This is a genomic window from Nostoc sp. DedQUE02, assembly GCF_034531035.1.
Lineage (GTDB): Bacteria > Cyanobacteriota > Cyanobacteriia > Cyanobacteriales > Nostocaceae > Nostoc.
In genome coordinates this window covers 1-12,143 of the sequence record NZ_JAVRBY020000114.1, presented here as the reverse complement: position 1 = coordinate 12,143, position 12,143 = coordinate 1, and the positions used below count along the sequence as shown (strand labels likewise).

The window sequence follows — 12,143 nt, the reverse complement described above, 5'->3', positions numbered from 1 at the left end:
CAGCGTCTCGTAGAGAAGCCATGCCGAAGGCGTTGCCTCTCGCAGAGAAGGCTTTACGCTACGCTATCCTGCCTCCTGCCTTTTACCGACTACAAATATTTACACAGACATACTTAAGCGGACAGAGTAACTGTCCATACATCAGAGACTAACTACTGAGATGCTTATATGTATTTAAATAATTCCTGATTTCCTTTGCTTGAGCTTCCATGATTTTTAGAGCCAGTCTACATACTTTAAATCGTATCTGGGTCAATGTTCAGTTCTCGCAATTTGGCTGCTAGGCGTTCAGCACGTTGTTTTTCTTGTTCAGCGACTTCTTCCGGTGTAGGAACTAGATTCCCTTCCGCAGTGAAATAGCGCAATTTATGTTCATAAACACCTAAGTACAAATTTAATTGCTGACTCCACAGCCATCCTTGAGGATTAGGTTCTATCGGTTCGTAAGTACCGCCAATCAAGATAAAGCCAGCAAATTCTAAATTATTGGGATCGAACCAAAAATATTCTGGTGTGCGAAAGATATCTTGAAAAATTTGTTTTTTCAAACCCTTGTCAGTTGAGGCTGTAGAATTCGAGAGAAGCTCTACAATTATGTTGGGATATTTCCCATCTTCTTCCCAAACAACCCAACTTTTACGAACTTTGCGTTGACATCCCAGCACTACAAAAAAATCTGGCCCCCGGAATTCTTCTGATCTCTTCTGACGTTGGCTGTAGTAAATTGTCAAATTACCCGCAGCATAAAAGTCATTGCGGTTTCGCCACCACAATTCTAAAGATTGCAATAGCAAAATTATTTGGCGTAGATGTAATTCGCTTTCCAAAGGTGGTTCGTCACTATATAACTCCCCTAGAGGAAATATTACATCATTTGGTAATTCAAAATCTTTGGCGGCGGACATGGCTGCAAGTTTTGGGGTGAGATGGGTGATTTAAACTTACTGTAATCTAGGTTTGTTTTTCCAGAGGTGCAATCGCATTATAATCAGAAACCTCTTCAAGCGATCGCTTAGAGTCACAGACGTTACTTAGCTTTCATATACATTGAAGCAGGCATTTTTGTAACTAGCAATTTCAGTTATCTCTATCTGTCTTATGTAATAAGTCCTATACCTACCCTAAGTAGGGTTATCTATCTGTATTTGTTCGTTAAGTTGTATGAAGTACTGAAAGCAGAACATCCTTAACTTAGTTGGAGTTTTTTATGACTTACACAGCTGATGAAGCAACAAAACCGGCTTTAGAAAGTTTTAAAAAGTTTGATGTAGACACTCAGCTAGCCCTACTTTGGTTCGGTTACTTGGATCTTAAAGAGCAGTTACAGCCTGCACCTCCTGAAAGAATAGAAGTTCCCGCTAAAGCAGTGTTTGACAGATTCATAGACTTGTCTAAAGAAGAGCAACTGCAAGCACAACGCGACATTATTAATGGTGCAGCCAACGAGATCAGCCAAGCCTATAATGCTCTAAGTGCCAATTCCAGATTAGACGTTTGGCTGCTGCTAGCACAAGGCATGGAGGATGGAACCATCATTCAAGTTCCGTCAGATTATCAACTACCTGGCGAAACGGATGAATTTGTCGCATTGATCAAAAAGCTAGAGTTTGAGCAGCGGATTAATTTCATGCTGACTGTGGTGCAAGACTTTGGTTAATTCAAGTCTAAGAACTCTCAAACTTTCTAGAATTAGGAATAACTCAAAGTAGCAAATTAAGCTAGACTTAGCTATTTTTGGTTTATTTTAATAGTTGTGAACTTAAAACTACCGCAGAAATGCTCATCTTTGCGGTAGTCTTAATGGAAGTTAATTTTGTTAAAACTGGGGGCGTTGCTGATTCCATGTATGATGTAGGGTTTTGCATAATACCAAAATCCTTGTAGAGACGTAGCAGTGCTACGTCTCTACATCCAAATTCATACTTTAATTCAGCAACGCCAAACTGGGAACATGAGACTTGATTTAGATTTTTTCCAACCGCACGATCGCATTATAATCAGGTACACCTTCGAGCGATCGCTTAGTTTTATCTAGTAGCACATTCCCTTCTGGCCAATGTACTTGCAAGTTTCCTGACTGAATTGGGGCAATATAGACTTGACATAATAACTCGCCTAAATCATTCTTAAGAATGACGCGATCGCGATCTTTTAAACCCAACTTTGTTGCATCAGCAGCATTCATTAGCACCGCCTCTCGCATCGCCCCAGTAATTGCATCCTTGCGTTCTTGCACCATACTATTAAATTGTTTGCCTCGGCGGGTTGCTAATAAAAAATAGTCTTCCGGTAATTCTCTTTGACGTGGTAATAATACGCCAAAGTGTGCTTTGCCATCGGCTGTCGAGAAATTCCAACCAAAGCACAAATGTGAACCACCATATTGAAACTGATCGCCAGCTTGCTGTAAATGTTGAATACCTGCATATTGGGGGACGACTTGAGCAATTTCTTGACGGATAGCAGCTGTGTCAGCAAAAGCCAGCTTATCTGCCAAATCTGGTTTTACCCGCCTTGCCAATTCTAGAAACACTTCCCACTCAGGACGCGCTTCTCCAATGCGCGGCCCCGGTATTTCTGGACTGAAAATTACGCGGCGTTCGGTGTTAGTTTCTGTGACTCCCCTTGGTATTTCGTAGCGAGTTGTCGCAGGTAACAGCACTACAGTATCAGCAGGTTCCACCAACATTTGGCTAGAGAGAACAATATCTATATGTACCCGCAGGGGTATTTGCTTCAGCGCCGCTTCCACATAATCTGGTTCTGGCAGCACTTCTAAAAAATTCCCACCCACGGAAAACAACACATCTAATTCCCCCTGATGTGCGGCGTTAATCATTTCTGGAGCAATCAAACCTTTACTTGCTGGCACATCAAAGCCCCAATGCTGACTCAATTGGGCGGCATTTTCTGGAGTGATAGGTTTACCACCGGGAAATACTGTCGCGTAACATCCCATTTCTGCACCACCTTGCACGCCAGAATGTCCGCGAATTGGCATTAAACCGCAGCCTTCCCGACCGACAAAACCTTTGGTGAGAGCTAAGTTAATGATACTTCGCACATTATCTTCGCCGCATTCATGCTGAGTAATGCCCATACTCCAAACAAATACGGCTTTATTAGCTTCTTTGACCATTTGGGCAAAGGCGTACATTTCTTCGCGGGATGTTCCAGAAAGCCGCTCTAATTCTTCCCAAGATTGATTTTCTAACGATGCTTTGAGTTGGGCAAAGCCAACTGTATATAAGTTAATAAATGACTCGTCTACCCAATTGTTAGCAATTATATGTTTAATAGTGCCATTTAAAAATGCTATATCCCCGCCCATGTTGATTAAGAAGAAGTCTTCGGCAAACTTTGTACCAAAAACGGCACTTTCTACAATTGAGGGAACCCAGTAGCGCTCCATTCCTGGTTCGCGATAAGTGTTAATGACTACAATCTTTGTGCCAGCTTTTTTAGCGTAATGGAGATATTTGACGGTAACAGGCTGATTGTTAGCAACATTAGAGCCAATGAAGACTAATAAATCAGTACCAATCCAGTCTTTATAAGAACAAGTGGTAGCCCCAGCACCGAGAGCAGCTTTCAGCCCCGACGTACTGGGAGAATGACAAATGCGGGCAGCGTTATCAATATTATTGCTTCCCATTGCCCGTACAGCTTTTTGGGTAGCATAATAAGTTTCGTTGACAGTACCGCGACTGGTAACATAGAAACTGAGGCGGTCTGATGTAGTAGTGCGGATGCGATCGCTAATTATCCCTAAAGCTTCATCCCAACTCACACGACGAAAGCCTTTTTCTCCTCGTTGACGAATCATCGGGTACGGGAGTCTTCCCAAGTCGCGCAATTGGACACTTTTTTGCTTTTGCAACTGCGAAACATCTGCCAATAACACAGGGTCAAAAGCTGGCATAGTATTCATTCGCAACAGCCGCAACCGAACATTGCAGAGATGAATGCCATCTAAAGTCCAATCCTTCATCCCGGTTGTTCCGAGAGCGCAACCATCGCAGACACCTTTATCTAAGATATTCCACGCATAGGGTAGTTTGTCACGAGACAGCCAAATTGCCCGAAATACCTCCCAATAGTTGTTGGGATACTGTTCGCCAATGCCAAAAGGCTTCCAACTTGCCCAATTTGAGGGTGTCCAGTGCTTTTTGGGTTTAGGTAACATGATGTAATGTGTGTGAGTTGCTGGATTATTTAAGGCTAGCGTTTTAAGTAGCGTTTAAGTAGTAGGCGGTTAAAAATCTAGAGATAAAGACTGATACCAAGTTGCGTTCAAAAATATTAGTTTTGACAGGCTGTTCTTGAGCAGGGGAAGCAGCACTTCGGCTACGCTCAGTGACCGAGGGGCAGGGGGAGAAATACTACATATAATTGCAAAATGGTATGAGAAGATTAGTTTCTTGTCTCTTAACGACTACTTGAACTTTTATAAGTAAAACTTCATCTGTAGCAACAAAAACTTAAGCGTTACTTATCAAAATAGGAACATTAGTAACTACAGCTTTAGCAAATATAACAACAGCTTAAGTCGTTGTCACAACGACTTAAGCATAGCTTATCGAACTATGAACATTACTAACTACAGCTTCTTCTATAGTTAATACAGAACAATTTGTAGTTACTACAGCTTTAATTTTTTGACTTACAGCGTTTAGTATAGTGACAACTGATGAGCCGAGTTATATATATGATGCTCAGTTTGTAATAGACATCTCCAGAAATTAGTTATGCGTTGCCCAAAATTCTTGATAGGCACAATTCATGAATTGTGATTACGTCATTTTTACTCTTATGTCTATTATTATTTTAACAGGAAATATTTTCTAATTTTTCAAGCTGGTATCCGTACCAGCAACTTTTACATTGGGCGCAGTAGTTCAAATAAAAATCCCTGCCAGCAGTGACAGGGATAATAGTTTTTAGCTATGGCTTGTCTCTTAGCTAACAAAATCTTTGTGGGCAGCGACTAGCATCTGAGCTTGCCTTAAAACATTTCCGAATAAATAAATAGGAATCTGCCAAGCTGCAACCGTAACTTCTTTGACTAGATCCTGTACACTGATTGCTATTAATTCATGCTCTGGCGGCTCTCCTTCAATCGCACCAGACCAAGTAAAAGCTAATAAGAAATTGTCCTCTCCAGGTAAAGATGCAATCAAGCATTCTTCGGGCGTTGGTTGGCAAATAATGCCATATTCATTTGCAAGTTCTACTAGTTTTTGAAATTTGTTTATGTTGGTCATTTGTCCTTGGATGTAATTGAATGTCAGTTTTAGAAGAAATCATATTTTTATCTCCATAACTCAAGTTAGTTGCTCCGTAGCATAATAAATTACAAATTATGAATTACGAATGATTAAGGAGTTATTGGAGATGAATCAGGCTTAAGTCCAAAATCTTACCGCGATCGCCTGCTTGTATCAGCAACAATTGTTACTGTTTTCAAAAAAGCTAGACTACCTACTTTTTCGGTTTACCCTATTTACATACACCTCCCTTTGTTACCATTTCAATATTGATTCCCTAATCTCACTCAGGCTGACGCAGTGCATTGAAAATTGCGATCGCTTTTGGCGGAACTGCTGTAAACCGAAGCAGAAAAAGATGCTCGTCAACATGAGACTGTTGGATCACCTTGGCATAGATATGTTCTTCTTCTATACCCAGTTTTGGTTCAATCAATAACTTGAGTTTGAGATTACTCAAGAGTTCTAAAGAATGTAGCGATCGCATCTGCGCCCCTTTTTCCGATAAGCTAATCAATACTCCCAGAAATACTGTTCCCACTGCATGTTTTCCCTGCAAAATTGTATATTCTACAGGTACTTCTTGATTGAGAACGATCATTTTTTCATCATCATCAGGCAAGAATAAATTATATTTATCGCCAATGCCACGAATTTCATAAATTGTCACAGGATGTTTAATTCCCTTAGGTTCTATTTGTAGCTGACCAGCAATTCGGAGGTCAATATTGGCATCCTTACAAGTATTTTCAGAAATTAAAATCTGTCCTCCCACTGTATAAGATTCAATTCGAGCAGCTAAATTAACATGGCTGCCGACAACAGTATATTGAGCGCGTTTTTGAGAACCAACATTTCCCGCTACGGCTTCGCCTGTATTAATACCGATTCCCATTTCGAGAATTGGGAAATTCATTTGTCGATTTTGTTCATTCACTTGCTGCATTGCCAATTGCATTGCAATCGCACAAGCGATCGCTCGTTGAGAATCATCTTGGCGATTAATTGGCGCACCAAATACCACAAAAATCCCATCACCCATAAACTCATTAATCGTGCCTTTATACAGATTGATCACATCTGTCATTATTCCCAAATAAAGATTCAAAATCTTTACTACTTCTTCAGGAGGCAATTGTTCAGAAATAGCTGAGAATCCTCTTAAATCAGATACAAGAACTGTAACCTTTCTCCGTTCTCCCCCTAGCTTTAACCCAGAAGGAGTTTCGAGGATATTAGCGACGATTTCATCAGTTAGATAGCGACCGAGGGTTTTTCGCATCTCGGTGGCACTTTGAGCAATATACTGAGTGAGTGTGATCGCAGAACCAGCAAATGCCAGCAATGAAGGGATAACGGGAATCCACCAACCAGCCAAAAACGCCAGAAAACTACCACCAATTAAACTCCCACCTGCCAACAAAACACTAACAGCCATGAGGATTTTCTGGTTACTACTGTGGCGTTGCAGCCAACACAAGCTAGCACCAATAATTGACCAGATCAAAATCAATAGCCATTCTAGCGGGTCAGGTAAACACTTGATTGGCGGCCGACCTTCCATTGCCGAACTTAAAATTTGACTAATCAAATTAGCATGAATTGTCACACCCGCCATCCGTTCCGGGTCAGTCAACACATTACTGCTGTAAGGCGTATAGAATAGATCCTTCAAACTCTCAGCAGTAGCACCAATTAGTACCACCTTGTCTCGCATTAAATCTGCTGGAATCAGGTTATCTTGCACTTTGGTGAGAGAAACTTTCGTAAACTGCTGTATCTCTCCTCGATAGTTCAACAGCACTTGATAACTTCCCGCATCTGCTCGGACGTAACCTCCATCATTAGCTTCAAAAATTGGGAAAATCCCCCGATTTAACTGCAAATAATTGGAGTTAATTGTTGATGGCTTGGCAGTAATACCTTCAGGTTTCAAATATAACAATGCTAGTTTCAAGCCAAAGCTTTCGAGAATTTCGTCATTATTTAAATTTACGTATAATAATGCTCGCCGAATTTTGCCATCTCCATCTATGGGTATGTCATTCGACCCAACTTGATGAAGTTGTTTCAGTTCTGGAGACGAATCAACCGCCGAACTATCAACAGTATCAGAGACCTTTTGGACTCCAATCAAATTGGGAGTAGATTTGAACAGCTTAAGTAAAGCTTGATGACCAGGATTGACAGGTAAATCACGATAAATATCTAAACCGATCGCTCTGGGTTTTTGCTGTTTGATTTTCTCTAACAAACTGGCAAGTTTTGCATCAGACATAGGCCACTGTCCCTGCTTGCGGACATCTGCCTCATTAATCTCAACTATGACGATGCGGGTATCAACCGACTCTCGTGGACGGAGGAGAAAAAATTGATCCAGTGCTGCCAGTTCCAACAATTGCAGTAATCCAGTCAAGCGGATTGCAATTACCAAGGCTGTAATATTGGGAACAGCAAGTAAAACACCCCGCCATTGCCAGATTTGCGGTTTCAGCTTTGCCCACATAATATTTTAGTGCTGAGTGCTGTTAGCGGTGGCAGGGGGTTTAGCCTGGGCTGAATTCTTAGATGTGCAACAATCGATTAGTGGTTCGGAAGCGATCGCACTCAAACCTACTGACTTGAAAAATTGGTTCCAATCCAGCCTCACTTTAAAATTATTCGGCTCAGTCCGGCGTAACTGCACCAAACTAGTCAGCGCTTCATGCCAAATTCCAGCTTCGGCATAGATGGTGGGTAACTTATGCAAATTTGCCTTTGCTAACGTCTCCGACAAGGGCAATCCTGGTTGAGTGCGTTCCACCCAACCCTCTACAGTGGGATTTTCACTAGAGTCTTGAGTATCACAAAGAATTGTTAGATACCAATGATAAGTTTTACCTACAGTGAGCGCGGGCGCACTTTCAGGAAGTTTAAAGCTAATAATTCCCGGCTTATTTGGAAGTGTAAAAGATGTTTCATAAAATACGTTCTGGTCTTCAGTCAGGAGCAGAAACTTGGCTGTTTTGAGTTGAGATGGAGGTACATACCAGAAAAATGTTGGATGTTGAGCAAATGTCAACCCTAATTTATCTGGAGGTATTAAAGGAATTATTAGTTTTTTACCTGTTAAGCAAGAGCTACCACGGGTAGAACCACCAGCACTTGCAGGAGGTTTCCCTCTCTGTGGTGGCTTAAATGTCTGACTAATTTGCCAAGTTTTATTGGGATGAGACAACTGAGCCTGTACCTCTGCTGTTAAGGCAGAAAGCAAATACAAAGGAAAGGAAAAGCCCACAAAATATAGAGATGGTTTCATCCATTTCATATTGATAATGTCTAGGTTCTAGATTAGTCATCTGAATAAATCAAGTATTCCCAAAACCAAAGTCATATTTTGCACTCAACTACGAAGTATTGGGAATTGTGAGAATTGCCTTACTAAGTTAAGGAATAAGAAAATCATTCTCCCCCGGTCACTGAATCTCGACTCACAACGACTGCGCGATAGTTGAATCTCGACTCACTTCGACTGCGCGGGAGTTGAGCGTAGTCGAAACTCAGTGCAAGTCGCTCGATTTCCGCGTAGTCGAAGTGCTGCCCCCTACCCCCGGTCACTGAGCGTTGGTCATTGAATCTCGACTTCGCTCGATTTCCGCGTAGCCGAAATGAGCCGAAGTGCTGCCCCCTGCCCCTTTTTACTCAAGATATGGGAATATATAAAGGTTCTAGCTAACCGCCTACGTAGAGGTTTAAAGTGGATACCATTGAAATTCCTGCTCTAAATCGGCCAGTGGATGCCACGGTAGAAATTCCCGGTTCTAAAAGTCTTACCAATCGGGCATTACTTGTTGCTGCTTTGGCACAAGGTGACTCCATTTTAGAAAATGCCTTATTTAGTGAAGACAGCGAGTATTTTGCCAAATGCGTAGAGCAATTGGGCATTCCCATTACTTTGAATCCTCATCTGGCTCAGATTCAGGTTGCAGGAAGGGGAGGCGATATTCCAGCTAAACAGGCGGATTTATTTGTGGGTTTGGCAGGTACAGCAGCACGGTTTATCTCGGCGCTGGTGGCACTGGGGAACGGCGAATATCGGCTAGATGGCGTTCCTCGGATGCGAGAACGACCAATGGGTGACATGCTAACGGTGCTGCAAACGGGTGGAGCAACCGTTAATTTTGAGGGAAACTCCGGGTTTATGCCCTACACCGTCTATAGCCAGGGATTCGCTGGCGGAAATTTTCGCTTGAAAGCCAACCAAACAAGTCAGCAACTTTCGGCATTGCTGATGATTGCGCCTTACGCTCAACAAGATACGAGCATTGAAGTTGAGGGGACATTAGTTTCTCAATCTTATGTCAAAATGACTTGTCGTCTGATGGCAGATTTTGGCGTGGAGGTGATTCAAATCGGCGATAATCAATTTCAGATTAAAGCTGGTCAACGTTACCAAGCTCGACATTACACAATAGAACCCGATGCGTCAAATGCCTCTTATTTTTTCGCCGCCGCCGCCGTCACGGGTGGACGGGTGCGCGTTAAACATTTGACTAAACAATCCTGTCAGGGTGATATTCTCTGGCTAGATGTATTAGAACAGATGGGTTGTCAAATTAAAGATTCGGATGATTACACCGAAGTGACAGGGCCGAAGCAATTGCAAGGCATCGACATTGATATGAATGATATATCGGATTTGGTGCAAACATTAGGAGCGATCGCGCCCTTTGCCAGTTCACCGATTACCATTCGGAATGTAGAACATATTCGATATAAGGAAACCGATCGGATTAAGGCTGTTGTCACAGAGTTGCGTCGGCTAGGAGTTAAGGTTGAAGAATTTCCAGATAAGCTGAAAATTGAGCCTGGCCCCATTACCCCGGCAGCAATTGAAACCTATCACGATCATCGAATGGCGATGGCTTTTGCTGTCACTGGTTTGAAGGTTCCAGGGATTGTAATTAAAGATCCTGGTTGTACAGCGAAGACCTTTCCAGATTACTTTACCCGATTCTTCCAAATGATAGAACAATAAGAGATTGATTGATATTCTCGCAGGTGTTGAATGCCGTTTGCTTATATTGTTACCGGAGAGTAAGGTAATACCAATTCACTAAAATAATGAGACAGATGCAAACCCCGAAAGCCTTACTAATTCTGACTTTCTTAATTTTGAATTTTGAATTTTGAATTTTGAATTTTGAATTGGTATAACGTCCTAACTGTTCTTTTTGATGTTTAATCGCGGTGATAGGTTACGGCGTTCAACCCGTTCTACAAGATAATTGGTTTTTTAAGACGCGATAAATCGCGTCTCTACAAAGGTTTTAAAATCATGCAAGATCAATTTCATCAAGAAGGGGAAAGGGGAAGGGGGAAGGGGGAAGGGGGAAAGGTAAAAACCTTGCCCCTGGTGGGCGACCTAATCCATGCCTTTCCCCTTTTCCCTTTAACCTTTTCCCTTCTTTTTTATAGCCGAATTCGGGAATACTTACTTTTTCAGTGCCAAAGTTAAGCCATCTGCGATCGCTAATAAACTCAGATTAACTCGCTGGTCTTGATGCAGCTTTTGATTAAAGGCACGAATTCTTTTAGTTCTATTATCTTGCAGCTCGGGGTCGGCAACTTTGCCTGACCAGAGGACATTATCGATGGCAATTAATCCCCCCGATCGCACTAATTGCAGCGATCGCTCATAATAGCCATCATAGTTGCTCTTATCTGCATCGATGAAGGCAAAATCAAAGGTTTCTGTCTCTCCATCTGCCAGTAGCCGATCTAAAGTCTGCAAAGCTGGGGCAATGTGCAGTTGAATTTTATCTGCCACTCCAGCTTGTTGCCAATAACGCCGAGCGATCGCAGTAAATTCTTCGCTAATATCACAGGCTACCACTTTACCGTCCCTCGGTAACGCCAATGCCACCACCAAGGAACTATAACCTGTAAATACCCCAATATCCAAAGTTTTTTTAGCTATCAACAACTGCACCAGCAACGCTAAAAACTGCCCCTGTTCGGGAGCAATTTGCATTCTACCTATTGGATACTGGGCTGTTTCTTGTCTTAATTGAGTCAAAATTTCCGGTTCTCGCAGAGAAACTGACAGTAAATAGTCATAAAGGTTTTGTTCGAGTCCTAGTGTTTGGGTTGTCATACCGTGCGTTCCTCTTTTGCCTAAACCCCATACACTAATTTAGGACTTACGCACGAGTTATATCATGTCCGTCAAATTACCCATAATAGAATGACACGCTTGTAAAGGGAAAATCGTTGAGGCAGCTCTTGTGCAGAGGAGCAAAGGAGAAACAATAAGTTTTAGGTATTGCGTTCGGATATTTAGAAATTCTCCTCTGCACCCCTGCCCCTAGAGCATCCTTACGCTGCCTACCATTCAGCTTAACAAGCGTGCCATTCACCCATAATAAAAGAACCCCACCCCGCCAAAGCTGTGCATTGTCTCCCCTCCCTGCACGCCTACCGTGTACACACAAGTCTTTAAGAGTTACCCCATAAGCTTTTGATCCCCCCAACCCCCCTTTTTAAGGGGGGCAAAGAACTCTCAAAGTCCCCCTTAAAAAGGGGGATTTAGGGAGATCTACGACAATTTTGGTTTTCTAGAAAGATGTGTGTACACCGTAGCCCTGCACGCGGGGAGGGGTTGGGGGTGGGGTTCTCCGGATTTAATAAGTAATCAAGCGGACATAATATTACGGAATAACGTAGAGACGAAGTGGTAAAGCAGCGCGGTCTTCTTCCAAAGCTAAGCTACGGTGTACACACAAGTTTCTTAAATTGTAATGGCATTGCCATCGATTGACAATGGCATTGCATCGACTAACAATGGCATTGCATCGACTAACAATGGCATTGCATCGATTGACAATGGCATTGCAT

General features: G+C 42.3%; 8 protein-coding genes. 2 read left to right on the top strand and 6 right to left on the bottom strand.

Annotation, left to right across the window (positions count from 1 at the left end; all coding sequences use genetic code 11):
* Nucleotides 1–236: 236 nt before the first annotated feature.
* On the bottom strand, nucleotides 237–905 hold the full coding sequence (locus RMX98_RS35395) for a Uma2 family endonuclease (RefSeq protein ID WP_322679693.1): 669 nt from the start codon (nucleotides 903–905) through the stop codon (nucleotides 237–239).
* A gap of 302 nt (nucleotides 906–1,207) precedes the next feature.
* Here RMX98_RS35395 and RMX98_RS35390 point away from each other — a divergent pair, with 302 nt between their 5' ends.
* Entirely contained in the window at nucleotides 1,208–1,657 is a 450-nt protein-coding gene (locus RMX98_RS35390; protein ID WP_322679694.1) for an orange carotenoid protein N-terminal domain-containing protein, read from the top strand.
* Nucleotides 1,658–1,963: 306 nt separating this feature from the next.
* On the opposite strand, the gene RMX98_RS35385 is transcribed toward RMX98_RS35390, so the two are convergent.
* The 4 genes from RMX98_RS35385 to RMX98_RS35370 form a co-directional block, all read right to left on the bottom strand.
* On the bottom strand, nucleotides 1,964–4,186 hold the full coding sequence (locus RMX98_RS35385) for an FdhF/YdeP family oxidoreductase (protein ID WP_322679695.1): 2,223 nt from the start codon (nucleotides 4,184–4,186) through the stop codon (nucleotides 1,964–1,966).
* A 772-nt stretch (nucleotides 4,187–4,958) separates the two neighbouring features.
* Nucleotides 4,959–5,264 (bottom strand): hypothetical protein, encoded by a 306-nt coding sequence (locus tag RMX98_RS35380; RefSeq protein ID WP_322679696.1) that lies wholly within the window; start codon nucleotides 5,262–5,264, stop codon nucleotides 4,959–4,961.
* A gap of 286 nt (nucleotides 5,265–5,550) precedes the next feature.
* A complete protein-coding gene (locus tag RMX98_RS35375; protein WP_322679697.1) occupies nucleotides 5,551–7,773 on the bottom strand; it encodes an adenylate/guanylate cyclase domain-containing protein in 2,223 nt (740 codons plus the stop codon).
* Nucleotides 7,774–7,779: 6 nt separating this feature from the next.
* Nucleotides 7,780–8,574 carry a DUF928 domain-containing protein gene (locus RMX98_RS35370; RefSeq protein ID WP_322679698.1) on the bottom strand — a complete coding sequence of 265 codons (795 nt, stop codon included), beginning with the start codon at nucleotides 8,572–8,574 and terminating at the stop codon, nucleotides 7,780–7,782.
* Between the two features lie 429 nt (nucleotides 8,575–9,003).
* Between RMX98_RS35370 and aroA the strand changes: the two genes are divergently transcribed.
* Nucleotides 9,004–10,284 carry a 3-phosphoshikimate 1-carboxyvinyltransferase gene (gene aroA, locus RMX98_RS35365; RefSeq protein WP_322679699.1) on the top strand — a complete coding sequence of 427 codons (1,281 nt, stop codon included), beginning with the start codon at nucleotides 9,004–9,006 and terminating at the stop codon, nucleotides 10,282–10,284.
* Between the two features lie 456 nt (nucleotides 10,285–10,740).
* Here aroA and RMX98_RS35360 read toward each other — a convergent pair whose 3' ends face one another.
* Nucleotides 10,741–11,403, bottom strand: a complete 663-nt coding sequence (locus tag RMX98_RS35360; RefSeq protein WP_322679700.1) for a class I SAM-dependent methyltransferase — start codon at nucleotides 11,401–11,403, stop codon at nucleotides 10,741–10,743.
* Nucleotides 11,404–12,143 lie beyond the last annotated feature (740 nt).

Coding starts and splice junctions, on each gene's coding strand:
- RMX98_RS35395 (WP_322679693.1), bottom strand. CDS start 905: ATGTCCGCCGCCAAAGATTTTGAATTACCAAATGATGTAATATTTCCT.
- RMX98_RS35380 (WP_322679696.1), bottom strand. CDS start 5,264: ATGACCAACATAAACAAATTTCAAAAACTAGTAGAACTTGCAAATGAA.
- RMX98_RS35375 (WP_322679697.1), bottom strand. CDS start 7,773: ATGTGGGCAAAGCTGAAACCGCAAATCTGGCAATGGCGGGGTGTTTTA.
- RMX98_RS35385 (WP_322679695.1), bottom strand. CDS start 4,186: ATGTTACCTAAACCCAAAAAGCACTGGACACCCTCAAATTGGGCAAGT.
- RMX98_RS35390 (WP_322679694.1), top strand. CDS start 1,208: ATGACTTACACAGCTGATGAAGCAACAAAACCGGCTTTAGAAAGTTTT.
- RMX98_RS35360 (WP_322679700.1), bottom strand. CDS start 11,403: ATGACAACCCAAACACTAGGACTCGAACAAAACCTTTATGACTATTTA.
- RMX98_RS35370 (WP_322679698.1), bottom strand. CDS start 8,574: ATGAAATGGATGAAACCATCTCTATATTTTGTGGGCTTTTCCTTTCCT.